Origin of the sequence: Promicromonospora sp. Marseille-Q5078, assembly GCF_050315395.1 — a bacterium.
GTDB lineage: Bacteria > Actinomycetota > Actinomycetes > Actinomycetales > Cellulomonadaceae > Isoptericola.
The window spans coordinates 1,158,664-1,184,363 of sequence record NZ_JBNPQG010000001.1 but is presented as its reverse complement, the minus strand read 5'-3'; the positions used below and the strand labels follow the sequence as shown (position 1 = coordinate 1,184,363).

The window sequence follows — 25,700 nt, the reverse complement described above, 5'->3', positions numbered from 1 at the left end:
ATGGCAGAACGGTCGGGACGTCGGTGGCGCGCCGCGGTCCCCTGGGTGCTCGGGATCGCCCTCGTCGCGGTGATCGCGGGCATCGTCGCCACCGCCACCACCTCGGAGCCCGAGGACCGCGACGTCGGCGGCGTGGTGGTCGTCTCCCCCACCCCCGACCCGGCGTCGCCCACGCCGTCGTCGCCGTCGTCGCCGTCGTCGCCGTCGTCCGCACCGTCACCGACGTCGTCCGCCCCGCCGCCGAGCCCGACACCGAGCCCGACACCGACCCGCACGTCCGACGACGGCGGGGTGGCGCCCGTCCCGCCCACGGACGACGACGATGACGACGGGCCCGACGACGATGACGACGGCACCCCCGACACCGACGAGGACGACTGATGGCGCGAGCCCCGGGGCCCCGCGGCGGGCCCACCGTCCGCACGCGCATCCTCACGGCCCTGCTCGCGCTCACCGCCCTCGCGCTCGGGTTCGCCGGGGCCACCGCGTACCTGCTCACCCACGAGCAGGTGGACGACCGCATCGACGCCGACCTCGTGGAGAGCGCCGACGAGCTGCGCACCCTGGCCGCGTCGGGCGTCGATCCCGTCACGGGCGACCCGTTCTCCTCCGCCGAGGAGGTGGTCGTCACCGCCATCCAGCTCGACGTCCCCGCCCGGCACGAGGGCGTCGTCGGGCTGCGCGCCGGCCAGCGGCCGCTGGTGTCCCAGCAGGCCGTGGAGGTGCACCTCCAGGACGACCCGGAGTTCGTCGCCGCGGTGACCCCGCTGCTGCACTCCGACCAGGTGGTGCTGCGCACCGTCCGCACCGCGACCACCGACTACCGGGCGCTCGTCGCCCCCGTCGCCGCGCTGCCGGAGGCGGCCGGTGCCGCGTCCGCGTCCGGCGAGCCGGCGGCCCTCGTCCTCGCGTACGACCGCGCGGCGGAGCACGCCGAGACCCGCGCGGTCTTCCGCAGCTACGTGCTGGTGGCGCTCGCCGCGCTGGTCGTGACGGGCGTGGTCGGGTGGCTCCTCGCCGGGCGGCTGCTCCGCCCGATCCGGATGCTCGCCCGCACCGCGCAGCAGATCGGCGAGTCCGACCTGTCGGCCCGGATCCCCGAGTCGGGCAACGACGACCTCACGCACCTCTCCCGCGCCTTCAACGGCATGCTCGACCGCCTGGAGGGGTCGTTCGAGTCGCAGCGCCGCCTCCTCGACGACGTCGGGCACGAGCTGCGCACCCCGCTGACGATCGTGCGCGGCCACCTCGAGCTCATGGACAGCGCGGACCCGGCGGACGCCGCCGAGACGCGGAACCTCGCCCTCGACGAGCTCGACCGGATGAACCGGCTGGTCGACGACCTCGTGACCCTCGCGACCGTGGGCCAGCCGGACTTCGTGCGCCCCGTGCCCGTCGAGCTGGGCCGCCTCACCGACGACGTGCTCGACAAGGCCCGCACCCTGGGCGAGCGCACCTGGCTGGTCGACTCCCGCACCGACGCCCGCACCATGGCCGACGGCCAGCGCCTCACCCAGGCGTGGCTGCAGCTCGCGGCGAACGCCGTGAAGTTCTCCGACCCCGGCAGCGTCGTGGCGATCGGGTCGCGCACCAACCACGACGGCTCGCGCGTGCGCCTGTGGGTGCGCGACGAGGGCGTCGGCATCGCCCCCGACGACCTGGGGCGCATCTTCGAGCGGTTCGCGCGCGGCGAGCACGACGGCGGGCGGCGGGACGGCTCGGGCCTCGGCCTCGCCATCGTCGCGGCCATCGCCGAAGGCCACGGCGGGGAGGTCACCGTCGAGTCCGTCCCGGGCCGCGGCTCCACCTTCGCCGTCGTGGTCCCCGTGCTCCCCGTGCCCGACGCCGACCCCACGCCCGCCCCCGCCCCTGACGGAAGGACCGCCCCGTGAGCCAGATCCTCATCGCCGAGGACGAGACCCGCATCGCGTCGTTCGTCGCGAAGGGGCTGCGCGCCTCGGGCTACGCGAGCACCACGGTCGCCACCGCGCGCGAGGCGTTCGACCTCGCTTCCTCCGGCGACTTCGACCTGCTCGTCCTCGACCTGGGCCTGCCCGACCAGGACGGCTTCACCGTGCTGCGCCGGCTGCGCGAGGCGAAGGTGACGCTGCCCGTCATCATCCTCACCGCCCGCACGTCCGTGACGGACACCGTGGCCGGCCTCGAGGGCGGGGCGGACGACTACATGCCCAAGCCGTTCCGGTTCGAGGAGCTGCTGGCGCGCATCCGGCTGCGGCTGCGCGTCGAGCCGGCCGGCGAGGTGACGGTGCTCAGCCACGGCGACCTGAGCCTGGACCTGCGGACCCGGCGCGCCACCGCCGCCGGGGTGAAGGTGGACCTGTCCGCCCGCGAGTTCGCGCTCGCCGAGGCGTTCCTGCGCAACCCCGGGCAGGTGCTCAGCCGCGAGCAGCTGCTGTCCCGCGTGTGGGGGTACGACTTCGACCCCGGCTCCAACGTCGTGGACGTGTACGTGCGCTACCTGCGCAACAAGCTCGGCGCCGAGCGGTTCGTCACCGTGCGCGGCATGGGCTACCGGCTGGCCTGACCCGCGGACGCATCGAGCGTGCTGGCTGATCCTCGAACTGCCGGTGTGAGGATCAGCTCAGCACGCTCGATGCGGGCCGGGCGGGGGTCAGTCGGACGACGCCGCCGTGGGAGCGGTCTGCGCCGACCGCGGCGTCACCGGGCTCACCGCGGACGCCGCCGTCGCCGGGCTGGCGGACGTCGGGGCGGTCTGGGCCGACGGAGCCGTCCGGGCCGTCTGCGTCGTGGGCGCCGTCGACGGCGTCGCGACCGAGCCCGCCGTCACCGTGGTGATCGACGTGCCGTTCTGCACGTCCGTCGGCGAGGGCGTGGCCGGCGCCGGCGTGGCCGATGCCGTGGCGTCGCTCGCCGAACCGTCGTCGCCCACCTGCACGGCGGACGCGACGACCTCGTCGTCCGGCGTCCGGTCGAGCGTGCCCTGCGCGGCGGCGACGCCGGCCCCCAGGCCGACCGCGCCCAGCGCCCCCGTGACGATCCATGCGCTGCGTGACTTCATCGTTCTGCTCCTTCGTCGTGTCGGTCGTGCGTGCCGGTCGTGCTCCGGGGCGGTCTCCCGCCCGTCTGGTCCCAGCCTTCGCGGCGCGGGTGAGAGCGCCAGGAGCGGTGCGTGAGAGGTCTCTCAGACTTCGGCCGCCCCGGCGGCGAGCCGCTCGGCGACGGCGAGGAACGCGTCGACGACCGCGGCGTCGCCCGCCCCCGAGGCGAGGGAGACGACGACGGCCGCCGCGCGGGCGCGCAGGAGCGCGGGGTCGACCTCCGCGTCGAAGGCCGCGAGCCAGCGCTCCACGAGGCCCCCCGCCCCCGCGTACGCGCGGGGGTCGAGGACGGGCAGCACCGCCAGGTGCGCGACGGCGCACGCCAGGTCGTCCACGAGGTACCCCGGGCCCAGGGTGTCGACGTCGAGCACGGTGCCCACCCGCGCGGCGGACGCCGCCGGGTCGAGCAGCAGGTTCGCGGCGTGCAGGTCGCCGTGCGTCACGCCGGGCGGGCCGTGGTCCCCCGCCTCGACGGCGGCGCCGATCTCGCGCCCGAGCCGGTCGAGGCGGCCGGCGCCCACGCCGTGCACCTCGCGGAGGTCGGCGAGGTAGTGCCCCAGGCGGTCGGCCCACGCCGGCCGCCGCGGCAGCTCCCGGGCGGCGCGCGGCAGTCCCGTCGCGACCCGCAGGATCTCGGCCGGGTCGACGGACGTCGCCTGCCGCGCGGCGGGGGTCATCGCGACCCGGGCGGCGACGGAGACGCCGGGCGCCTCCGCGAGCAGGACGACGCCGTCCGCGGACCACGTGAGCACCCGCGGCGCGGCGACACCCCGACCCTCCGGCCGCTCCGCGAAGAGCGCGTGCCGCCGCACCAGGTCGCCCACCCGCGAGGGCCGGACCACCTTGACGTACACCGAGCCGGCCGCGGTGCGCGCCCGCAGCACGGCGCGCCGCAGCGGGCGGTAGGTGACCGTCTCGAGGGAGGCCACCGGCGCGTCGACGCCGGCCGCGCGCAGCCGGTCGGCGACCCGGGCGGGCGTGCTGCCGACCCCGAGCCCGGGCAGTGCCGGGTCGTGCGGGTGCCGCCACACGTGCACGGCGCGCTCGCCGTCGTCGAGCCGCACCAGGCCGGGACCCGGAGCGCGGTCGCCCCGGCCGCCGACGCCCCGACCTTCGATGCCCCGTGCGCCGATACCCCGTGCGCGGCGGAACGCGGACGCGGGGGCGCTCGTCGCGAACAGGTCCTCGTGCGCGCGGACAACGGCCCCACCGGACCCGCGCCGGGCGACGACGTCGTACGCCACCGTGACCTCGGCCCCCGGTCGTGCGTGCACCTGCCGCACGGACCAGGACTCGAGCGCCGCGCCGTCGGCGGCGAGCGCCGCCCCCAGCAGGTCGGCCGCGGTGTCGCCCGTCAGCAGGTCGAGCCAGGGGCGCGGCGGAACCGGGAGGGGCGCGGCCGGGGCGGCGGGTCGGCGGGCCCCGAGCCCGCCCGCGAGGGAGGTCATGACGGTCATCCGACCCGCACGGGGCGAGCGCGCGGTGAGAGCCCGATGAGAGCCCTCTCATCGGCGGCCGCGTGTCAGAGCGAGACGTCGGCCAGGCCGAGCCACCCCGCGAGCTCCTCGAGCTCGGCGCGCACCGCCCGCAACACCTCCGGGTCGAACGGCAGGTCCTCGTGGATCGCGTCCACGCGCAGCACGCCCGCCCGGCGGTCGGCCGTGGCGTCGACCTTGCCGACGAACCGGTCCCCGTGCAGCACCGGCAGCGCGAAGTACCCCCAGCGGCGGCTGGCGCGCGGCTTGTACATCTCGAGCACGTAGTCGAAGTCGAAGATCTCCAGCAGGCGGGCGCGGTCGTGCACGAGGGCGTCGAAGGGCGAGAGGACGGCGGTGCGGCCCTCGAACGGGTCGTCGACGGCGTCGAGCGCGGCCGGGTCGACGAGCCACGTCCGCTCCGTGCCCTCCACGGTGGCCGGCGTGCCGGCCAGGTCCACGTAGTCCGTGTCCCCCGGCAGGCCGGGCACCCGGGCCCGGGTGATGCCGCGGGCCCGCACCAGGCGCGCGACCCGCTCGCGCGCCGCCTCCTCGCGCGGCAGGGGCGCCACGTCCGGGTAGACGCGCCCGGCCAGGTCCCACAGCCGGTCGCGGCCGCGCCGCCCCGAGATCGCGACGTCGCCGTGCAGGGACGCGAGCTCCAGCATCTGCGTGACGTTGCGCTGCCCGGTCCACCCGGTGGACCGCCAGGGGCGCACGCTGGTGTCCGGGATGTCGCGCGCCGTCAGCGGGCCCGCCTGGTCCAGCAGGGCGAGCACGTCGGCGAGGAACGGCGCGTTGTCGTCGAACCAGCCCTGCCGCCACTCCCCGAACGGCCACCGGCTCATCTGCTCGAGGTAGAGGGGCAGGTCCTCCATGGAGCGCACCGTGCCGCCCAGCCGGAACAGCATCCGGTCGGCCAGCGCGTCCTCGACCGCGCCGGGCCACGTCGCGCGGCCGAGCCGGGACCACGGGACGAGGTCCACCGCCGGCGCCACCGCCGTGGTCGGGTCGACCGGCAGCACCAGCAGTCGCTCGACCGTGCCCACCAGGTCGCCCGGACGGTGCGCGTCGAGCAGCTGTGCCCGCACCGCGACGCGACGCGCCTGCGTGCGCGTGAGCCGGACGGGCTCGCCCGTCCCCGCACCCCTGTCGGTGACCACGGGACGACGGTAGCGCCGGGAGCCGACAGCCCGGACGACGCGGCCGCCGGGCGGGCTCGGACGGGTCAGCCGCCCGCCGCGGCGAGCAGGTGGTCGAGCACCGCGAGCGTCGCGGCGCCGGGAGCGCCGCCGGTCGTGCGGTGCCGGGCGACGATCTGCCGCGTCCCCAGCCCCAGGAGCGTGACGACCTGCACCGTGTCGGGCAGGAGGTCCGGCACGGCGAGGGCGGGGACGACCGCGACGCCGAGGTCCGCCGCCACGAGGGAGAGCGCCACGGTGTAGTCGTCGTACCGGTGCGTGAGGGGCGTCGTCGCGCCCGAGGCGGCATGGGCTCGCTGCACGACCTGGTCGGCCGCGTGGCCGGGCTCCGCGCCGAGCCAGGTGGCGTGCCGCAGGTCGGTCAGCCGCTCGGGGGCGGGGTGGTGCGCCGGGAGCACCACCAGCCACGGCTCGTCGAGCACGGGGACGTCACGGGCCCCGGCGGGGGTCGCCCGCCCGATGGCGCTCTCGGTCTCGGTGAGGACGAGGTCGAGCGTGCCGCGGCGCAGCTCCCGCTGCGCGGCCTCGACGACCAGCCGCCCGGCGGGCGTGAGGACGACCCAGGCGGGCTGCCGGTCCACGAGCTGCTGGCCCGGCTCGGCCGCCTGGGGCGTCGTCCTCGCGCTGCTCTCCCTGCTGGAGCCCGTCGGGGCGACCGCGCTCGCCGTCCTCGTGCTCGGCGAGGACGTCAGGCCGGCCGCGACGGTCGGCATCGTCCTCGTGCTCGGCGCGGTGCTGCTCGCCCGCGACCGGCCGGGCGACCGGGCGACCGGGCGCCGCGGCGTCGTCCCTGGGGACGACGCCGGACGGCACCACGGTCGGACGCACGGCCCGCGGCCCCGGCGTAGCGTTCCGGGCATGGACCGCGGCCCCCTCGACCGATGGCGCCCCCGGCTGTTCCTCGCGCTCGCGCTGGCGGTGGTCGTGACGTTCGGGACGCTCGGGGCCTCGCACTGGCAGCCGGGCGCGCGCGACGTCGACGCCCTGGGGCTGCTGCTCGCGCTGGTCGGCCCCGTCGTGCTGCTGGCCCTGCCTCGCCGCCCCGTGCTCGCCGTCCTGCTGGCCGTGGGTGCGGTCGGCGCCTACCTCGCGCTCGGCTACGCCTGGGGCCCGGCCCTGGGCGGCACCGTCGGCGTGCTGATCATGGTGCTCCTGACCGGCCCGCCCGCCCGGGCCCGCGCGATCGCGTGGTCGGGGGCCGTGCTGATGTGGGGCACCGTGGTGGGCGCCGCCGCCCTGCGCGACGACGTGCCACGCGCCGCCGGGATCCTGGGCGGGGCCGCCTGGACCGCCGTCGCCCTCCTGGTCGCCACCGGCGTCCGCGAGCGGGTCGCGCGGGCCACCGCCCTGCGCGCGGCGCGCGCGGAGCGGGAGCGCACGGCAGTCGCCACCGAGCGGCTGCGCATCGCGCGCGAGCTGCACGACGTCCTCGCGCACTCCCTGTCCGCCATCAACGTGCAGGCGGGGGTCGGCCTGCACCTGCTGGACCGCGACGTCGAGCAGGCGCGCTCCGCGCTCTCCTCCATCAAGACCACCAGCCGCGACGCGCTCGACGAGGTGCGCGCGGTGCTCGGCGTCGTGCGCGGCGAGGACGCGGACGGCGGCCCGCCCGGGGCAGACGGAGTCCCCGAGCCGCGCACCCCCACCTGGGACCTCGCCGCCCTGCCGCGCCTGGCCGAGCCGCTGCGCGCCCGCGGCGTGGCGGTGCGCTTCGACGTCGACCCCGCGCTGCTGCCCGCGGGCGTCGTGCCCGCACACCTCGCGGGCGTCGCGTACCGCGTGGTGCAGGAGGCACTGACCAACGTGGGCCGGCATGCTCCGGGCGCGCGGTCCGTCGTGGTGCACCTGGGCCGGGAGGGCCGGCGGCTGCGGGTCGCCGTGGCCGACGACGGCGGCCCGGGCGGCCCGCTCGACGAGAACCGCCCCGGCTACGGGCTGCGCGGCATGCGCGAGCGCGTGGAGGGCGCCGGCGGCACGCTGCGCACGGGCCACCAGGCGACGGGCGACGGCGTCGGCTTCGTCGTCGACGCCACGATCCCCCTGCCCGGCGAGGCCCCGCCGCCGCACGACGCCACCGCGACCGAGGAGGACCACGCATGATCCGCGCGCTGCTGGCCGACGACCAGGCGCTGGTGCGCGGCGGGTTCCGCGCGCTGCTGGACGCCGAGGACGACATGACCGTGGTGGGCGAGGCCGCGACCGGCGACGACGCGGTGCGCCTGGCCCTCGAGCTCCTGCCGGACGTCGTCCTCATGGACGTGCGGATGCCGGGCGCGGACGGGCTGGAGGCCACCCGCCGCATCGTCGGCGACCCGCGCGCGGGCGGCGTGCACGTGGTGGTCGTGACGACGTTCGAGCTGGACGAGTACGTGGCCGAGGCGATCCGCGGCGGGGCCACCGGCTTCCTGGTCAAGGACACCGAGCCCGCGGACCTCGTGCGCGCCGTGCGCGTGGCCGCCGCGGGCGACGCCCTCCTCTCCCCCGGCGTCACGCGCCGCCTGCTCGCCCGCGTGGCCGACGCGACCCGCGACGTGCCGCCCCCGCCCGGCCTCGACGACCTCACCGCCCGCGAGCGCGAGGTGCTCGTGGAGGTGGCGGGCGGCCTGTCGAACGACGACATCGCGCGCACGCTCTACCTCTCGGAGTCGACCGTCAAGACCCACGTCTCGCGCGTGATGGCGAAGCTGGGCGCCCGCGACCGCGCGCAGCTCGTGGTGGCGGCGTACGAGGGCGGCGTCGTGCGCCCCGGCTGGTCGGGCTGACCGTGCGGCTCGTGCGGCACGTGCGGCACGTGCGGCACGACGGGACGACGCAGGTCGGTACGGCGGGCTGACGACGCGGACCACCCCGCCGGGCGACGGTGGTGGTCGAGGGCCCGCACCGGGCGGACCCACCGTCACGAGGAGTCCACGATGCTCACCACTGCCACCGCGATCGCCGTCCCCGCGGCCGTCGCCGCGCACCCGTACGCCGGCGGCGGCGGGCCGGGCTGGTGGATCGTCTTCCCGATCCTGTGGTTCCTGCTCTTCGCCACCGTCGTCTTCCTCGTCGCCCGCCGCGCCCGCCGGTACGGCCCGCCGTGGGCCCGCGGCGGCGCCGGCGGGGTCGACGTCCTGGGCGAGCGGTACGCCCGCGGCGAGATCGACGAGGCCGAGTACCGGCAGCGGCTCGGCGTCCTCAAGGAGGACCGGCGCTGACCCGGCCGCCTTCCAGCACGCGATCCCTCGTGTCATCGGGTCCGATGACACGAGGGATCGCGTGCTGGAAGGCCCGTGGTGGCGGGTGCCGTCGATCGCCCCAACGATCCGGCGCCGTCGCGCGTCAGAGCAGGTGAACGGCACACGACAGGTCACGACACGGTGACGATCACGACACGACCGGAGTGCTGCGGTCGCGGTCCGGGGACGCGCGGGGCACGGTAGTACTTCCGCGGCGCCCCCGGCGCGCCGCCCACCGGCGCGGAAGGGGCACGATGCGTACGGTTCCCAGCCCACGGCGACGCCGAGCGGCGTCGCTCCTCGGCGTCCCGGTCGTGCTCGCGCTGGTGCTCACCGGCTGCGCCCCGCTGTCGGGCGACACCGAGCCGGAGCCCGGCGCCGCGCCGACCGCCACCTCGACGTCCCCCTCCGGCGACGACGGCGCGAGCCCGACGCCCGACGCCTCGGACGACGCGGCCGCGGAGCAGGAGCGCGCGGAGCAGGAGGCGCAGGAGAAGGCCGAGCAGGAGGCCGCGGACAAGAAGGCGGAGCAGGAAGCCGCCGACAAGAAGGCCGAGAAGAAGGCCGCGGAGAAGAAGGCGGAGGAGGAGGAGGAGGCCGAGAAACAGGCCGCCGAGGAGGCCGCGGCGAAGGAGGCGGCCGAGCAGGAGGCCGCCGAGAAGAAGGCCGCCGAGGAGCGCGACAAGATGCTCGAGTACGGCGACTCGGGCGACCGCGTGGTCGCGCTGCAGGAGCAGCTGCAGGACCTGGGCTACTTCCTCCAGGACGCCGACGGCAGCTTCGGCCCCGCCACGCAGCAGGCGGTGTGGGCGCTGCAGAAGGCGGCCGGCCAGTACCGCGACGGCGTCGTCGGGCCGAAGACGCAGGACGCGCTGGACGACGGCGTCCGCCCGTCCGCGCACTCGTCCTCGGGCAAGGCGGTCGAGATCGACCTCGACCGGCAGCTGCTGATGACCGTCGAGAACGGCGAGGTCACCCGGATCTTCAACGCGTCGTCGGGCAACGGGGAGACGTTCGAGGCCAAGGGCCGCAGCTATCACGCGTCGACGCCGCGCGGTTCCTACGCCGTGTACATGGAGCGCAACGGCATGCACGAGTCGACGCTCGAGCTCGGCTCGATGTACCGGCCGAAGTACTTCTCGGGCGGCTACGCCGTGCACGGCTCGCCGTCGATCCCGCCCTACCCCGCGTCGCACGGGTGCGTGCGCGTGTCCAACGCCGCGATCAGCTGGCTCTGGGACTCCTGGGGCATGCCGACGGGCACGCCCGTCATCCTTTACTGAGGGCTCCCCCGAGCGCCGCGGCCGGGCGCTACAGGGCGGTGCCCACCAGCACCGGCTCGGGCTCGAGCTCGACGCCGAAGGCGTCCCGGACGCCGTCGCGCACCGCGCGCGCGAGGGCGACCAGGTCGGCCGCCGTCGCGCCGCCACGGTTGGTCAGGGCGAGCGTGTGGCGCGTCGACAGGCGCGCCGGGCTGTGCTCGCCGGCGAGGCCGAACCCCTTGGTGAACCCGGCGTGCTCGATGAGCCACGCGGCGCTGGTCTTCACCAGGGTGGGGTCGACGACGCCGAGGCTGGGCCCGGTGGTCGTCTCCGGGGTCGCGGACCGCACCGGGAAGCGCGGGGCGTCCTCGGGCAGGTCCTCGGCCGCCTCGGCGGGCAGCACGGGGTTGGTGAAGAACGACCCGGCCGACCAGCGGTCGTGGTCGTGGTCGGGCGCGTGGTCGGGGGCCGCGACGCCCACGCCCTCGAGCAGCATGCCCTTGCCGCCGCGCAGCTCCAGCACGGCCTCGCGCACCGCGGCCGACGGGGCCCGCTCGCCCACCTCGACGTCGAGTCGGCGCGCCAGCTCGCCGTAGCCGACGGGCGCGGACAGGCTGCCGAGCCGCATCTGCAGGTTCACCTCGAGCACCACGTAGCGCGGCGTCGGGTACCAGGGGGCGCCCTCGCCGCCGCCGGCCCGCATGGTGCGCTTGAGCAGCGACGTCCGGTACCCGAAGCCGAGCTCGCTGAGCGTGAAGGTCTTCCGGCTGCCGGTGAGCCGGTCCCAGGTGCGGACCGACGCCACCACGCCGGACACCTCCTGGCCGTACGCGCCGATGTTCTGCACCGGGGCGGCGCCGACGGTGCCGGGGACGCCCGACAGCGCCTCGACGCCCACCCACTCGTTGGCCACGGCCTCGGCCACGAAGGCGTCCCAGTCCTGGCCGGCCGGCAGGGTGAGGCTCGCGCCGCCGCACGCGCCGTCCGTGCCGCAGGAGTCCGCGAGGTCGGCGTCGAGGCCCTGGCGCACGTCGCGCACGACGAGCCCCGCGAACCCCTCGTCGGCGACGAGCAGGTTGGACCCGCCGCCGATCACCAGCAGCGGCTGCCCGGCGTCGTCCGCGGCCCGCACGGCGTCGATCAGCTCCCTCTCCGACTCCGCCTCGACGTAGTCGTCCACCGGCCCGCCGACGCGCAGCGTCGTGAGCTCCGAGAGCACGGGGTTCGACGACCTGCGGTCGTCGGAAGAGGAGGTGCGGAGGGTCGACAGGCTCACGCGCCCAGCGTACGCGTCGCCTCCGGGGAGGCCGGCAGCGGCCGGGCGGCGCCCGCCACCAGGAGCCCCAGCGCGACGGGCACGGCCAGGACGAGCAGCGCGTCTCGGTAGCCGACGTGCTCGGCGAGGAAGCCGATGAGCGCGGGGCCCACGAAGAACGCCGAGTAGCCGATGGTCGAGACCACGGAGACGCGCAGGGCGGCCCGGCGCGGGTCGTCCGACGCGGCGGACATGCCGAGCGGGAAGCCGAGCGAGGCGCCCGCGCCCCAGATCGCGACGCCGACCAGCGCCACCCACAGCGACGGCACGAGGGCGAAGACGACCACGCCGACGAGGGCCGCGGCCCCGCACACGCGCAGCATGGTCACGCGGCCGTAGCGGTCGATGAGCGACGTGCCCGCCAGCCGGGCGAGCGTCATCGCGCAGAGGAAGACGGCGAGGGCGATCGCGCCGGTGGAGTCGGGGGTGCCGAACCCGTCGACGACGGCGAGGCTGACCCAGTCGTTCGCCGCGCCCTCGGTGAGCGCGGCGGCCAGCACGACGAGGCCCACGAGCAGCGTGCGCGACTCGCGCCAGGTCGCGAGGGTGTCGCGCAGCGAGTGACCGCCGCCCGCGTCGACGGCGGTGGACGGGTCCGCGTGGGCGTCGGTGTGCGCGCCGTCGACCGCGGCGCCCGCGCCGTGCGGCGTCGCCTCGAAGAAGCGCACGCAGGCCACGACCACCAGCAGGTCGAACACCACGACCGTGATGACGTGGGCCGGGAGGGACACCCCGGCGTGCGCCGCGAGCGCGCCGATGCCCGCGCCCGCGACGGTGCCGAGCGAGAACCCGGCGTGGAAGCGCGGCATGACCGACCGGCCCAGGCGCTGCTCGACGACGGCGCCCTCGAGGTTCATGGCGGCGTCCCAGATGCCCACGCCCATGCCGCCGAGGAACAGGCCGACCCGGACGAGGAGGGGGTGCTCGCCCTCGACGGCGAGGGTCGTGACGCTGAAGCCGACGGCCGCCAGCGCGGCGAACGACACGCAGGTGCGGGCGGCGCCGATGCGCGACGCGATCATCCCGGACAGCGGCAGCGCGACCAGCGAGCCGATCGCCCCCGTGAGCAGCAGCACGCCCATCTCGGACTCGGAGAAGCCGAGTCCGTCGCGCACCGCAGGGATGCGCGACGCCCACGTCGACATGCCGATCCCCGCGACGACGAAGACGACGAAGACGGCCCAGGCCGCGCGCACGGCGTGCCGCGGCGGCGCGGACGGGCGCTCGCGGGGAAGGTCGGTGTTCACGGTCCGACGCTTCCCGAATCCGCCACGCTGGTCAAATCGTTTCGAACGCTGCGGCCCCGCCGCGGGTAGGCTGACGCCCCGACACCGCCGGAAGGAGCTCCATGGGCCGCAGCCACGGCACCCGACCGACCCTCGCGCGGGTGGCCGATCTCGCGGGCGTCTCGGTCTCCACCGCGTCGCTGGCGTTCTCCGGCGCGGGCCCGATCACCGCCGAGACCCGCGACAAGGTGCTCGCCGCCGCCGCGGAGCTCGGCTACTCCGGCCCCAACCCGCTCGGCCGGCAGCTGCGGTCCGGCCGCTCCGGCATCGTGGGCGTCGTCCTCGGCGACCAGCCCGGCCGGGCGTTCCGCGACCCCGTCGCGGTCAAGGTGCTCGACGGCCTGGTCGACGTGCTCGGCGCCGAGGGCCTCGGGGTGCTGCTCATCCCCGGCGTGCGGAAGGCGGCCGCGCCGCCCGCCGCCGACGGCTCCCTCCCCGCGCCCGTGCCCGTCGTCGACCCTCTCCTCGAGTCCGCCGCCATGGACGTGGCCGTGCTCGTGTGGGGCGTGCTCACCGACGACGCGACGCTCGCCGCCCTGCAGCGCCGCGACGTGCCGGTCGTCGTGGGCGAGGGCGGGCGCGTGGACGGCGCGCCGCTGGTCGCGCTGGACGACCGGGCCGGCACCGCGCAGGCGGTCCGGCACCTCAAGGACCTGGGGCACACGCGGATCGCGGAGATCACGCTCCCCCTCGACGCCGACGAGCGCTCCGGCCCGATCGACGCGGCCCGGCTCGCGCGGGCCGACCGCACGTCGACGCGGCACCGCCTCGAGGGCGTGCGCGACGAGGTGGAGCCCGTCATCTCCTGGGAGACGCCCGCGTCCCTCGTCGAGCACGGGCGGGACGCCGCCACGGAGATCCTGGGCGCGTGGGTGCCGGAGACCGAGCGGCCGACGGCGATCGTCGCGCACTCCGACCTGCTCGCCGCGGGCGCCGTCATCGCCGCGCGCGAGCTCGGCCTGCGCGTGCCGGACGACGTGTCCATCGCCGGGTTCGACGGCATCGACCTGCCGTGGCTCTCCCCCGACGTGCTCACCAGCGTGCACCAGCCGCTGCAGGCCAAGGGCGCCGCGCTGGGCGGCGCCGTGCTCGGCGTGCTGGCCGGCGAGGAGCCCACCTGCACGACGCTCCCCGTCGACCTCGTGCCCGGCACCACCACCGGCCCCGTGCCGCCCGTCGTGCAGCCCGCCGACACGCAGGCCTGACCGCAGCCCGTTCTCTTCACTTCAGCACGAGACGCTCTTGTTGAAGTAAACTCTCCATCAGTTCAACGATCATCGGGTCGGTTGAAGGGAGACGGGGATGTCCACGACCGGACGGCAGGCTTGGCCTGCGCTCCGCCACGAGGACCGCGACTGGGTCTCGACCATCGAGCCGGGGCACCTGTCCGTCTTCGAACGCCGACGCATCGAGCGCCCCTACCGAGCGGCGATCGTCCCGGAGATCGCCGCTCTGGACGTCGACCTCCCTCCCGAGGTGCTCGAGACCGCCGAAGAAGCGACGCGCGACGTCGTGCGCTTCGACGAACAGATGTCGTCGCTCCCCGTGCCCATGCCCGCCATCCTTCTACGGAGCGAGTCGGCGTCGTCGTCCCAGATCGAGCACCTCACCACCAACGCACGCAACCTCGCCATGGCCAGCATCGGGATCGACGCGAAGCAGAACGCGGAGCTGGTCGCGGCGAACGTCCGCGCGATGTCCGTCGCCGCCGCGAGCGCCCACCAGGTCGACGCCGAGTCGATCCTCTCGGTCCATCGCGCACTGATGGCGGAGTCCGAGCCCGACGTCGCCGGGCGGTGGCGTACCGAGCAGGTGTGGATCGGTTCGCACGCCGCCTATCCCCACGGTGCGGACTTCATCCCGCCGCACCACGAACGGGTGGCCGCCGCCGTCGACGACCTCGTGCGGTTCGCGCGACGAACCGACGTTCCCGCTCTGGCGCAGGCGGCGCTGGTCCATGCGCAGTTCGAGACCATCCACCCGTTCACCGACGGCAACGGACGCACGGGCCGGGTGGTCCTCCAGGCGGTGCTCCGACAACGCGCCGTCGTCCGAGCCACGACCGTGCCCGTGTCAGCGGGGCTCCTGCGCGACCCGGATCGCTATTTTCGGGCGTTGACCACCTATCGCGAGGGTTCTCCGGAAGACATCGTCAGAGGTGTCGCCGAAGCCGCCTTCGCGGCCGCGGCGGACGGGCGCGAGCTGGCCGCGTCCGTCGTCGAGATCCGTACCCGGTGGCGCGACCGGATCACGGCACGCTCGAACTCCTCGGCATGGCCCCTGTCCGACGCGCTGTTCGCCCAACCGGTCGTCACCGCGGATCACGTGGCCAGGCTCCTCGGCCTGTCCGACCGCGGTGCACGCAACACGATCGACGTTCTCGTCCGCGACGGCGTCCTGACCCCGGCGACGACAGGTCGGCGCTATCAGTACTGGCAGGCGCCGGAGGTTCTCGCCGCGATGGACGATTTCTCCCGCCGCGCCGGCCGGCGGGCGTGACCCGTCCCGTCCGATCGCGCGCAGCGGCTCAGCCCGGGCTCGCGGCCTGGGCCCTCCCGGCGAGGATCGCCTCCGCGCGCTCCCGGGTGCAGAACGCCAGCACCGCCTCCTTCGGCCCCTGCGGCGACTCGAAGCGCACGGTGCCGGCGGGCTCGAACCCGAACGCCGCCATGCGGGCGATCGCCGCCCGGTTCCGGGCGTCCGGCTCCACCACCAGCCGTCGCGTGCCCGGCCCGGCCAGCGCGAGCCCGAGCACGGCGGGCCCGACGACGGTCCACGGCGCCACGCCGTACCGGGCCGCGGGGCCGTCCCCGCCCTTGAAGAAGTGCAGGCCGAGGTCGCCGGGCCGCACGTCGTAGGCGGTCGCGACCGGGTCGTCCTCCGGGTGGTACAGCTGCACGAGCACGACCGGCTCGCCGTCCCAGCGCACCAGGTAGGCGTGGTGCGTGGGCAGGGAGTCGACGAACGCGTAGGTGGCGCTCAGGTCGTCGCGGCTCAGGCCGGCCAGCCCCCAGAACCCGGCGTGCGGGCGGTTCACCCAGGCGTGCAGCACGTCGACGTCGGCGACGGGGTCCAGGAGGTGCGCCGTGACGGTGCCCGCGCCCGGCACGTCGACGCGCCACACCTCCTCGCCGCGGGCGCCGTCCAGGAGTCGGGTGTCGTCGGTCATCGGTCCTCCGTCGGTCATGGTCCAGTGCTGGGGGGACGCGGCGCAGGCGCGCCCAGTCGGTCTCGATCTCCACGGTGCGGGCGGCCGCCCACGTCGGGTGCTGGTCGGCGAAGTGCGGCGAGCGCGGGTCGCCGGCGGCGCCGAAGGGCACGCCCCACCGGCTGCGGCGCCGGTCGCCGAGGTCCCACACCCAGCGCGCGACCGACCCCCGGGAGCAGGCGAGCGAGACGCCGGGCACCCCGCCCGTGCAGCGCACGGTGTCGCCGGCGCCGGACAGCGGCTCCGGCGGCACGGCGGGCGCCGCCGCGCCGGGCACGAGGTCCAGGGCGTGCAGCGGCGCGAGGCGGTGCAGGTCGCCCCACGTGGCCTCGGTCGCCCCGTCGACCGCGTCGTCGAGGCCCGCGAGCGCCGTCGCGGCGAGCCGCGTCGCGTCGACGACGCCGGACGCGAGCACGACGGCGAGCGCGTCGCCCACGCGCGCGACGACGTCGAGCCACGGGGCGAACGCCTCGGGCAGGTCGTGCGGCGCGTGCAGCGGGGCGAGCGCGGGGTCGGCCGCGACGGCGCGCACGAGGGCGTGCCGCCAGCGGGCGAACAGCGCCGCGTCGGCGTCGTCCGCGTCCGCGCGGGCACCCGCCGCCGCCCACGCCCGCATCCGCTCGGCGCGCGGGTCGGCGCTCCCGTCCAGCCACGCCACGAGCGGCGACGCCCCGCCGTCCCTCGTGTCGCCGAGCACCCGGTCCTGCCCGGCGGCCGTCTCCCCGCCGGGCGGCGAGTCGGCGAGCAGGGCGCGCACGCGCGCGCCGCGGTGCGGGGCGTACGCGTGGCCGAGGTCGAGCTCCGGCCGGCCGGGCCGGTCGTTGGCGTCCACCGCGACGCCGGTGACGACGACGGGGTCGGGCAGCGCGCGCCAGGCCGGCGCCCCGGCCCCGGGTGTCGCGGGGACGACGCGCCCCGACGGCGCCACGACCGGCACGCGGCCGGCCGTGAGGCTGAGCACCTCGCCCGAGGAGTCGGCCACGAGCACGCGGTTGACGGGGTCGACCCAGCCCGCCAGGACGTCGGCCACGTCGCGCGCCGTCCGGGCGCGCTGCAGCGCCCGCCAGGCCGCGACCCCGGCGTCGGCCGTGACCCGCACCGGCCACCGCAGGCTGTGCCGGTCGGTGACGAGCGGGCCGCGCGCCGTCTCGGCCCACGGCACGTCGACAGGGTCGCCGCCGCGCACGGGCACCTCCTCGAGCCCCGACGCGACGACCCGCCCCGCCGCCCCGGCGGCGCCGTCCCCCTCGGCGTACAGCTCGACGTGGTGCGCCATCGCGTTCGTGATGCCCCACGCCACCCCGCCCGCCGGGGTCTCGGCGTGCCCGAGGTGCAGCACGCCCGGCACGCCGGGGAAGGCCAGCCCGAGGACGTCGTGCCCGGGACGGGCCAGCCGCACCTGCTGGTACACGCCGGGCAGCTCGAGGAGGCGGTGCGGGTCGCCGGCGAGCAGCGGCGCGCCCGACGCCGTGCGCGACCCGTGCAGCGCCCACGCGTTGGACCCCGACGACGGGCCGCCGTCGACCGCCCCCCACCAGCCGGCGGCGTCGGCGCCGAGCGTGCGGGTCACGTGCTCGCGCCACAGCAGGTGCGGGAACCCGCTGAACAGGACGTGGTGCACGAGGAACGTGCCGACCGGCGTCCACGGCCGCCACGGCTCGTCGTCGGGCAGCGGGGCGCCGCCGAGGGCGCGGGCCAGCTGCGCCCGCTCGGGCGTGTCCCGCCCGCCGGCGTCGAGGCCCGCCCGCACGCCGTCGGCGTACGCGGCGAGCCACTCGCGCTCGGGCGCGGCGAGCGCCGCCCACACCCGGCGAGTCGTGTCGGCGAGCCGCACGCGGGCGGCGAACCGGTCCCACTCCAGGCCCGTCGGCCCGACGCGCGCGGCGAGCCGACCCTCGCCGTACCAACGGTCCACCTCGAGCTGCCACCCCCGGTCCAGGGCGGTGACGTAGCCCTGGCCGAAGGCGAGGTCCTCCTCGGAGCCGGCGCGCACGTGCGGCACGCCCCACGCGTCGCGGAACAGCTCGAACCGGGGCGGGCGCCGGGTGCCCGGACAGCCCGAGGCGCCGCTCACCGCGCCGCCGGGTTCGCCATCGTGCCCGCGTACAGCAGCGAGGCGGACTGGTCGGTGAGGTCGACCATCTGCAGCGTGTTGCGCAGCTGCAGCCGGTTGAGGCACGAGTGCGCGAACCGCTGCGCCCGCAGGTCCACCCGGCCGGCCAAGTCCGGGTGCTCGTCGCCGTGCCGGTCGACGACGTCGGCCACGACCGCCCAGAACCGGTCCTCGCCGAGCACGCCGTCGACGGCGAGGATGCCCGCGAGGTGGCGCAGCACGCCGTCGAACACGTCGGTGAAGACCGACAGCGCCTTCTGGTCGGCGTCGACGACGGCGCGCGCCCGCTCCACGCCGGGCGGCAGGTCGCGGTGCCCGAGGACCGCGATCTCCTCCCCGACGTCCTTCATGAACACCCGCCGCACGACGCCGTCGCGCAGCACGAGCACGAGGTTCTCCCCGTGCGGCATGAACGCCAGGTCGTGGGCGCGCAGGCAGTGCACCAGCGGGTACAGGTAGGCGTCGAGATAGGCGCGCAGCCAGGCCGCGGGCGCGATGCCGGACGCGCGGACCAGCGCGGTCACGAGCGACCGCCCGGAGACGTCGCGGTGCAGCAGGCCGGCCATGGTGGTCAGCCGCTCCCCCGGCGCGGTGCGCGGCACCGGCGACTCCCGCCAGAGCGCCGCGAGCATCTTGCGGTGGGCGCTCGGGCGGGCCGTGCGGTGGTAGACGTCGCCCGTGTACCCGACCGACGCGCGCTCGCGCAGCACCTGGAAGCCCGCCGCCCGCAGGGCCGGGTCCCCCTCGACGACGCCGGCCACCCAGTCGTTGATGAGCGGGGTGTCGCGCATGTACGTCGGGGAGAGCCCGCGCAGGAAGCCCATGTTCTGGATGGCGAGCGCCACCTTGACGTAGTGCCGCTCGGGCCGCGTGCGGTTGAACATGGTGCGGATGGACTGCTGCGGCTGGTACTCGTCGGCGCCCGGCCCCAGCGGCACGAGGTCGCCGCGCGCGACGTCCGCCGCGAACGTGATCGGCACGCGGTGCTGCCACTGCCACGGGTGCACCGGCAGGTACAGGTACTCGGCCGGGTCCAGGCCGCGCGCGGTCAGGCGGTCGGCGAAGGCCGCACGCTCGGCGCCGGAGAGCTCGCCGCCGTACAGGCCGTCCTCGGTGAGCCCCTCGCCCACGGCCAGGTGGGCGTGCTCGCGCCGCGCGGCCAGCCAGACCAGGCGCAGCCGCTCGCCCCGCTCGGGGGCGTACGCGCGGTAGTCGTCGAGCGAGAACCCGATGCGGCCGTTGTTCGCCAGGAACCCCGGGTGCCCCTCGGTCATCGCCGCCTCCGCCGCCTGGAACGCGTCGGCGCGGGGACGGTCGTCGTCGCCGGGATCGATCTCGCCGGCGGCCGGAGCGAGCCCCGCCAGCAAGGCCGGGACCTGCGGCGACGCCCCGCTCAGCTCGCGCGCGCGCTTGGCGCAGGCCGCGGCCAGCGTCGAGGACAGCTCCTCCAGGTACGTGGCCACGAGGTCGTCCGGGATCTCCAGCAGCGGCTGCAGCTCGGCCACCAGCTCCAGCGCGTCCACGGTCAGCTCGACGTCGTCCGCCCCGGACGCCGCGCGGCGGGTGATCGACGCGGGGTCCACCACCCAGTGCTCCAGCGCGAACGTGCGCGCCGCGAACCGGTAGGTCACGCCGTCGAGGGCGAGCACGTACCGCCCGTCGCCGTCGGGCTCCGGGCGGAACAGTCGCTCGTGCGCGAGCTCCGCGAGCGCCTTGGCGGCCAGGTGCCGGTGGGCGTGCTCGGCGACGTCCGGCCGCAGGTGCGGCGCGAGGTCGAGGGCGGTGTCCAGGGCGGTGTCGAGGGCGTCGTCCGGGCCGTCGCCGAGCGCCGAGGCCGCGAAGTCGGCGCGGGTGCAGACGCTCAGCGCCGCGCGCTTGGTGTGGCCGCCGTCGCTGACGTCGACCTCGCGCAGCACCCGGAAGCCCGCGGCGGCGTTCTTCGCCGCGACGGCGCGGTGGCGCACGTCCGGCTCGACGACGACCCGCGCCGCCCCGCGACCGTCCGGCGCCAGGCAGAAGCGCACGACGGCGGCCATCACCGCGTCGGTGAGGCCGGGCGTGCGGTCCGCCGGGTCGGCGGGCGGCGGCGCGACGAGCAGGTGCATGCCGAGGTCGCCGGGCGCGGCGTCGTGGACGTCGGCGAGCAGCACGCGCGCCGGGTCGTAGGTCTCGGCGTAGAACGCGGGGCGGCCGTCCACGCGGCCGAGCCAGCCGTCCTGGTGGGGGTCGCCCGCGACGTCGGCGAGGTAGTCCCGCACGTCCTGCGCGCTCAGGTGGCCCATCCGCCAGAACGCCGACGCGGGGTGCGTCAGCCAGGCGCGCAGGGTCGCGGCGTCGCGGCCGGGGTCCACCGGCTCGATGGTGACCCGGTCGCGGGCGAACCGGTCGCGGGCGACCCGTGCGCCGGGGGCCGCCGGGCGGGTGCCGGCGACCGGGAGGGGCCGGGTCTCGGGGGCCGTCGTCGTCATCTCGCCGCCTCCCGTGTGTGTGCCTGTGCCTGTGCCGGCCGGCCGGCCGACGGGTCCGTCGGCGCGCCCCCGGGCAGGCCGAACGTCTGGAACGCGGTGCTGCGCTCGATCGGATAGGGCTCGCGGCCGGTGACCTGCGCGAGGATGACGGAGTTGCGCCAGGGCGCGAACCCCAGGTCGGGCGCCGTGACGCCGTGCGTGTGCGCCTCGGTGCCGCCCACGTGCAGGCGCCCGCCCGCGCCGGCGGTGTAGTCGCGGGCCACGTCCACGCGGCCGAGCTCGTCGAGGTCGACCAGCCCCGGGGCCACGAAGCCGGGCACGCCCGAGCCGTAGCCTGTGGCGGCGACGACCGCGCGCGTGCGGTGCTCCGCCGTCGTGCCGAGCTGGCCGTGCCGCAGGGTGAGCACGTACTCGCCTGTACCGTCCGGGTCGTCCGCGACGGGCTCGAACCGGGCGGCGACCACCTCCGTGTCCGACAGCAGGGTGGTGGGCACCTCCCGCCCGAGGGCGGACTTGCGGTAGAGGGTGTCGTAGATGTCGTCGACGAGATCGCCGCTGATCCCCTTGTACAGGCCGCGCTGCTCGCGGCCGAGGATCTCGCGCAGCTCGGTGGGCAGCGACCGGTAGTGGTCGGTGTACTCCGGCGAGGTCATCTCGAGCGTGAGCTTCGTGTACTCCATCGGGAAGAACCGCGGCGAGCGCGTCACCCAGTCCACGCGGTGGGTCCCGGGCGCCGCGTCCTCGAGCAGGTCGCGGTACACCTCGGCGGCCGACTGCCCCGACCCCACGACGGTCACCGCGCCCGACGCCGCCAGCGCGTCGCGGTGCGACAGGTAGTCGGCGCTGTGCACGACGGGCCCGGCGGCCGGGTTCCCGGCGGCCTCGGCCGCCAGGGCGGCGAGCGGGCCCGGCAGCTGCGGCGTCGTGCCGACGCCGAGGACCACGTGCCGCGCCCGGTACGTCTCGCCCCTGCCGTCGGCCAGGCGGGCGGTGACCACGAGGTCCCCGGTCGCGTCGTCGCGGTCCACCGCCGTGACCTCGCGGCCCCAGCGCAGGGTGGTGAGCCGGTCGGCCACCCACCGGCAGTACTGGTCGTACTCGGCGCGCAGCGGGTAGAACGACTCGCGGACGTAGAACGGGTACAGCCGGCCCGTGGCCTTGAGGAACGCGAGGAACGAGTACGGCGACGTGGGGTCGGCCATCGTCACCAGGTCGGCCAGGAACGGCACCTGGATCGTGGCGCCCTCGAGCATCATGCCGGGGTGCCAGCTGAACCCGTCGCGGCGGTCGAGGAACACGGCGTCGACGTCGTCCAGCGGGTCGGCGAGCGCGGCGAGGCCCAGGTTGAACGGCCCGACGCCGATGCCGAGCAGGTCGTGGGTGTGCGTGTCGCGGGTCATCGGAGGGCCTCCTCGAGGGTCGCGTCGCGGGGGACCTCGGTGCGCTCGAGCCGCGGGTGGGCACCGCGGCACGGCGGCGCGTCGTCCGTGAGCAGCTCCTCCCCGGCGAGCAGCCCGTGCGCCGTGGAGCGCACCAGGTCGAGCACGCCGCGGACGTCGTCGAGCGTCGTGTCCGGGTTGAGCAGGGTGAGCTTGAGGCATGGGCGGCCGTCGATCACGGTCTTGGCGACGAGCGCACGGCCGGAGTCGAACAGCACCCGCCGCACGCGCGGCACGAGGGCGTCGGCGCGGGCGTCGTCGACGCCGTCCGGCTGGAATCGGAAGAGCACGGTGGACAGGTCGGTGGGCGCGAGGAGCCGCAGCTCGGCGTCGCCGGCGAGGTCGGCGTGCACGGCGGCCGCGAGATCGCAGATGCCGTCCACCATCGCGCCGACGCCGTCGGCGCCGAGCGCGCGCAGCGTGGCCCAGAGCTTGAGCGCGTCGAAGCGCCGCGTGGTCTGCAGCGACTTGTCGACCAGGTTGAGGTCCGGGTTGCGCTCGCCCGACTCCTCGGCGGGGTTGAGGTAGTCCGCGTGCCAGGTCACGCGGGCCAGGTCCGCGGCCTCGCGCACGAGCAGCGCGCTGGACGACACGGGCTGGAAGAACGTCTTGTGGAAGTCCACCGTGACGCTGCGGGCGCGCTCGACGCCGTCCAGCAGGTGGCGGCGGCGCCTCGAGACCAGCAGCCCACCGCCGTACGCGGCGTCCACGTGCAGCCAGGCGCCGACGGCGTCGCACAGGTCCGCCACGGGCCCGATCGGGTCGACGCAGCCGCGGTCGGTGGTGCCCGCCGTCACGACGACCGCCATCACCACGTCCCCCGCGCGCTCGACGTCGACCAGCGCCCGGGCAAGGGCGCCGGGGTCCATCCGTCCCGCGCCGTCCGTCGGGACCGCGACGACCGCGTCGTCGTCCAGGCCGAGCAGCAGGGCGGAGCGCGCCACGCTGAAGTGCCCCGACGCCGTCGCGAGCACCCGCAGCCGGCCGAGCCGGTCGCGGCGCGCCGCCCCGCCGAGCCGGGCGCCGTCGGGCGCGGTGAGCGCGCGCTCGCGGGCCAGGTGCAGGGCCTGCAGGTTCGACTGCGTGCCGCCCGAGGTGAACACGCCGTCGCCGTCAGGGAACCCGATGCGCGCCGCGGTCCACTCGACGAGGCGCTGCTCCATGAGCGTCGCGACCGTCGACTGGTCGTACGTGTCGACCGACGTGTTGATCGCGGCGAGCATCGCCTCGGCCCCGACGGCCGGGAGCGCCACCGGGCAGTTGAGGTGCGCGGCGTAGGCGGGGTGGTGGAACCAGACGGCGTGCGAGGCGTACAGCTCCGCGGTCTCGCACAGCGCGTCCGGGGTCCCGACCGGCGGGCCGTCGAGGTCGACGCCGTCGACGAGCGCCTGCAGCTCGCGACGGCTCGCGCCGCAGAACGGCTGCCGGGCGCCGGCGACCCGGTCGGCCAGGTCGTCCACCACGGCGTGCAGCGCGACGGCGTAGTCGGCCGCCGTGTCGCCCCGCAGCAGCGCGCCGGGCGACGTCCCGTGGACGGGCAGGGGTGTGGGCATCGTCGGGTCGCTCCTCGGAGGTAGGCAGGGCCGACCCGTTCCACTTAGGTCAGCCTGGCCTAACTTAGGTATCCCTAAAACCCAGCGCAATCGCAAGGTCCGGCATGTGGGCGGGACGCGGCGAGAGTCATCTCACACACGTCCCGCCCACGGCCGGCCGGGTCAGCGCACCGTCGGCGTCGGGAGATAGACCTCTCCCCCGGCGGCCCGGAACTCGGCCGACTTCGCCGCCATGCCGGCCGCGGCCGCCTCCGGTCCCACGCGCTCCGCCTGGGCGGCCGCGCCGCCGAACTCGTCGCGGATGTCCTGCGAGATGCGCATCGAGCAGAACTTGGGCCCGCACATCGAGCAGAAGTGGGCCGTCTTCGCCGCCTCCGCCGGCAGCGTCTCGTCGTGGTACTCCTCGGCCAGGTCCGGGTCGAGGGACAGCGCGAACTGGTCGCGCCACCGGAACTCGAACCGGGCCTTGCTCAGCGCGTCGTCACGGTCGCGCGCGCCCGGGTGCCCCTTGGCGACGTCCGCCGCGTGCGCCGCGATCTTGTACGTCACCACGCCCGTGCGCACGTCGTCGCGGTCCGGCAGGCCGAGGTGCTCCTTGGGCGTGACGTAGCAGAGCATCGCCGTGCCGTACCGCGCGATCTCCGTCGCGCCGATGGCCGAGGTGATGTGGTCGTAGCCGGGAGCGATGTCCGTGACGAGCGGCCCGAGCGTGTAGAACGGCGCCCCGTCGCACAGCTCCTGCTGGCGCTCCACGTTCTCGCGCACCAGGTGCAGCGGCACGTGCCCGGGGCCCTCGACCATCACCTGGACGTCGTGCGCCCACGCGCGCCGGGTCAGCTCCGCCAGGGTGTCGAGCTCGGCGAACTGGGCGGCATCGTTGGCGTCCGCGAGCGACCCGGGCCGCAGGCCGTCGCCGAGCGAGAACGCGACGTCGTACCGCGCGAAGATCTCGCACAGCTCGTCGAAGTGCGTGTACAGGAAGTTCTCCTCGTGGTGCGCCAGGCACCACCCGGCCAGGATCGACCCGCCCCGGCTGACGATGCCGGTGACGCGGTCGGCCGTGAGCGGCACGTAGCGCAGCAGCACGCCCGCGTGCACCGTCATGTAGTCCACGCCCTGCTCGCACTGCTCGATCACCGTGTCCCGGTACACCTCCCAGCTCAGCCGGGACGCGTCGCCGTCCACCTTCTCCAGCGCCTGGTAGATCGGCACCGTGCCGATGGGGACCGGGGAGTTGCGCAGCAGCCATTCCCGCGTGGTGTGGATGTCGTCGCCGGTGGACAGGTCCATCACCGTGTCCGCGCCCCAGCGGGTGGCCCATTCCAGCTTCTCCACCTCCTCCGCGATCGAGGAGTGCACGGCGGAGTTGCCGATGTTCGCGTTGACCTTCACCGCGAACGCCCGGCCGATGATCATCGGCTCCGACTCCGGATGGTTGACGTTGACCGGGATGATCGCGCGGCCCGCGGCGACCTCGCTGCGGACCAGCTCGACGTCGACGCCCTCGCGGAGCGCGACGAAGCGCATCTCGGCGGTGACCTCGCCCCGCCGGGCGTACGCCATCTGCGTGACGACGGCGCCCTCGCGGCCCCGGCGCGGCGGGCGCGCCTCGCCCCGCCACTCCGCCGACGCCGCACCCCGGCGCCGGGCGCCCCGGCCGTCGTCGGCGAGGTCGCGCGCCCGGCCGGCGTACGTCCCGGTGTCCCCGCGGGCCTCGATCCACGGCTCCCGCAGGGGCGCGATGCCGCGGGTGGGGTCGCCGCCCGGGCCCTGCGTCCGGTAGACGCGGACCGGCGGGTTGGGGGTGCCGTCGGGTGAGGGCGCCAGCCGGATCTCGGTGACCGGGACGCGGATCCCGTCCCGGTCGAGGTGGGCGAGCGCGCGCGACGGTGCAGTGTGCATCTGTTTCTCCAACTTCCTACGCCGGCATGACCCGGTCAGGTTCGACGGTCCGGGCCGCATCAGCCCGATCTCAGCCCTTGCGAGGGCACCCGTGGGATCGCCGGTCACGCTAGCACCGGGCCGAGGCCCGCGCACGCAAAGTCGTGACACGGGCCACAGGATCTGGGAAAGTCTTCGCC

The 25,700-nt window shown here is 76.1% G+C and carries 19 protein-coding genes, 2 pseudogenes and 1 riboswitch; of the genes and pseudogenes, 9 read left to right on the top strand and 12 right to left on the bottom strand.

Annotated features, from left to right (window positions below; all coding sequences use genetic code 11):
- From ACQFYA_RS05385 to ACQFYA_RS05375, 3 genes are read left to right on the top strand one after another with little or no spacing between them, the layout of a single operon-like run.
- The gene (locus ACQFYA_RS05385; RefSeq protein WP_499122065.1) at positions 1-381 is read left to right on the top strand and encodes a hypothetical protein; all 381 of its coding nucleotides are present in this window, start codon (positions 1-3) and stop codon (positions 379-381) included.
- Positions 381-1,892 (top strand): sensor histidine kinase, encoded by a 1,512-nt coding sequence (locus ACQFYA_RS05380; RefSeq protein WP_499122064.1) that lies wholly within the window; start codon positions 381-383, stop codon positions 1,890-1,892. The genes ACQFYA_RS05385 and ACQFYA_RS05380 overlap by 1 nt, the downstream gene beginning before the upstream one ends.
- Positions 1,889-2,545: a response regulator transcription factor gene (locus ACQFYA_RS05375; protein ID WP_499122062.1), complete on the top strand. Its 657-nt coding sequence runs from the start codon at positions 1,889-1,891 to the stop codon at positions 2,543-2,545. The genes ACQFYA_RS05380 and ACQFYA_RS05375 overlap by 4 nt, the downstream gene beginning before the upstream one ends.
- A gap of 87 nt (positions 2,546-2,632) precedes the next feature.
- Here the strand turns inward: ACQFYA_RS05375 and ACQFYA_RS05370 are convergent, their stop codons facing one another.
- The 4 genes from ACQFYA_RS05370 to ACQFYA_RS05355 all read right to left on the bottom strand — a co-directional run bounded on the left by ACQFYA_RS05370 (position 2,633) and on the right by ACQFYA_RS05355 (position 6,338).
- A complete protein-coding gene (locus ACQFYA_RS05370; protein WP_499122060.1) occupies positions 2,633-3,040 on the bottom strand; it encodes a hypothetical protein in 408 nt (135 codons plus the stop codon).
- Between the two features lie 123 nt (positions 3,041-3,163).
- Positions 3,164-4,528, bottom strand: a complete 1,365-nt coding sequence (locus ACQFYA_RS05365; RefSeq protein ID WP_499122059.1) for a phosphotransferase — start codon at positions 4,526-4,528, stop codon at positions 3,164-3,166.
- 74 nt (positions 4,529-4,602) lie between these two features.
- Entirely contained in the window at positions 4,603-5,718 is a 1,116-nt protein-coding gene (locus ACQFYA_RS05360) for a DNA glycosylase AlkZ-like family protein (RefSeq protein WP_499122058.1), read from the bottom strand.
- A gap of 65 nt (positions 5,719-5,783) precedes the next feature.
- Complete coding sequence (locus tag ACQFYA_RS05355; RefSeq protein WP_499122056.1) at positions 5,784-6,338, bottom strand: LysR substrate-binding domain-containing protein; 555 nt, start codon at positions 6,336-6,338, stop codon at positions 5,784-5,786.
- Here ACQFYA_RS05355 and ACQFYA_RS05350 point away from each other — a divergent pair.
- The 4 genes from ACQFYA_RS05350 to ACQFYA_RS05335 all read left to right on the top strand — a co-directional run bounded on the left by ACQFYA_RS05350 (position 6,307) and on the right by ACQFYA_RS05335 (position 10,258).
- Complete coding sequence (locus ACQFYA_RS05350) at positions 6,307-7,857, top strand: sensor histidine kinase (RefSeq protein ID WP_499122055.1); 1,551 nt, start codon at positions 6,307-6,309, stop codon at positions 7,855-7,857. The two genes, ACQFYA_RS05355 and ACQFYA_RS05350, sit on opposite strands and share 32 nt — an antisense overlap.
- Positions 7,854-8,519, top strand: a complete 666-nt coding sequence (locus ACQFYA_RS05345; RefSeq protein ID WP_499122054.1) for a response regulator — start codon at positions 7,854-7,856, stop codon at positions 8,517-8,519. Before ACQFYA_RS05350 ends, ACQFYA_RS05345 begins: the two co-directional genes overlap by 4 nt.
- A 150-nt stretch (positions 8,520-8,669) precedes the next feature.
- Complete coding sequence (locus ACQFYA_RS05340) at positions 8,670-8,954, top strand: SHOCT domain-containing protein (RefSeq protein ID WP_499122053.1); 285 nt, start codon at positions 8,670-8,672, stop codon at positions 8,952-8,954.
- Positions 8,955-9,229: 275 nt separating this feature from the next.
- Positions 9,230-10,258 carry a L,D-transpeptidase family protein gene (locus ACQFYA_RS05335; protein WP_499122052.1) on the top strand — a complete coding sequence of 343 codons (1,029 nt, stop codon included), beginning with the start codon at positions 9,230-9,232 and terminating at the stop codon, positions 10,256-10,258.
- Positions 10,259-10,286: 28 nt separating this feature from the next.
- Here ACQFYA_RS05335 and ACQFYA_RS05330 read toward each other — a convergent pair whose 3' ends face one another.
- A complete protein-coding gene (locus ACQFYA_RS05330; RefSeq protein ID WP_499122051.1) occupies positions 10,287-11,513 on the bottom strand; it encodes a UDP-N-acetylmuramate dehydrogenase in 1,227 nt (408 codons plus the stop codon).
- A pseudogene (locus tag ACQFYA_RS05325) lies at positions 11,510-12,823 on the bottom strand (MFS transporter); the annotation flags it as partial. The gene ACQFYA_RS05330 and the pseudogene ACQFYA_RS05325, both read right to left, overlap by 4 nt.
- A gap of 77 nt (positions 12,824-12,900) precedes the next feature.
- Here ACQFYA_RS05325 and ACQFYA_RS05320 point away from each other — a divergent pair.
- Both ACQFYA_RS05320 and ACQFYA_RS05315 read left to right on the top strand, forming a co-directional pair.
- Positions 12,901-14,043 (top strand): LacI family DNA-binding transcriptional regulator, encoded by a 1,143-nt coding sequence (locus ACQFYA_RS05320; protein WP_499122049.1) that lies wholly within the window; start codon positions 12,901-12,903, stop codon positions 14,041-14,043.
- A 271-nt stretch (positions 14,044-14,314) separates the two neighbouring features.
- A complete protein-coding gene (locus ACQFYA_RS05315) occupies positions 14,315-15,337 on the top strand; it encodes a Fic family protein (RefSeq protein WP_499122048.1) in 1,023 nt (340 codons plus the stop codon).
- Positions 15,338-15,365: 28 nt separating this feature from the next.
- On the opposite strand, the gene ACQFYA_RS05310 is transcribed toward ACQFYA_RS05315, so the two are convergent.
- The 6 genes and pseudogenes from ACQFYA_RS05310 to thiC form a co-directional block, all read right to left on the bottom strand.
- Positions 15,366-16,007: a GNAT family N-acetyltransferase gene (locus tag ACQFYA_RS05310; protein ID WP_499127443.1), complete on the bottom strand. Its 642-nt coding sequence runs from the start codon at positions 16,005-16,007 to the stop codon at positions 15,366-15,368.
- Between the two features lie 55 nt (positions 16,008-16,062).
- A pseudogene (locus tag ACQFYA_RS05305) lies at positions 16,063-18,120 on the bottom strand (penicillin acylase family protein); the annotation flags it as partial.
- Positions 18,117-20,627 (bottom strand): GNAT family N-acetyltransferase, encoded by a 2,511-nt coding sequence (locus ACQFYA_RS05300; RefSeq protein WP_499122046.1) that lies wholly within the window; start codon positions 20,625-20,627, stop codon positions 18,117-18,119. The gene ACQFYA_RS05300 and the pseudogene ACQFYA_RS05305, both read right to left, overlap by 4 nt.
- On the bottom strand, positions 20,624-22,027 hold the full coding sequence (locus ACQFYA_RS05295; protein WP_499122044.1) for a lysine N(6)-hydroxylase/L-ornithine N(5)-oxygenase family protein: 1,404 nt from the start codon (positions 22,025-22,027) through the stop codon (positions 20,624-20,626). Before ACQFYA_RS05295 ends, ACQFYA_RS05300 begins: the two co-directional genes overlap by 4 nt.
- On the bottom strand, positions 22,024-23,619 hold the full coding sequence (locus tag ACQFYA_RS05290) for a pyridoxal phosphate-dependent decarboxylase family protein (RefSeq protein ID WP_499122042.1): 1,596 nt from the start codon (positions 23,617-23,619) through the stop codon (positions 22,024-22,026). Before ACQFYA_RS05290 ends, ACQFYA_RS05295 begins: the two co-directional genes overlap by 4 nt.
- Positions 23,620-23,781: 162 nt before the next feature.
- Entirely contained in the window at positions 23,782-25,521 is a 1,740-nt protein-coding gene (gene thiC, locus ACQFYA_RS05285) for a phosphomethylpyrimidine synthase ThiC (RefSeq protein ID WP_499122041.1), read from the bottom strand.
- Positions 25,518-25,622, bottom strand: a riboswitch (TPP riboswitch). Its footprint overlaps the gene before it by 4 nt.
- Between the last annotated feature and the right edge of the window lie 78 nt (positions 25,623-25,700).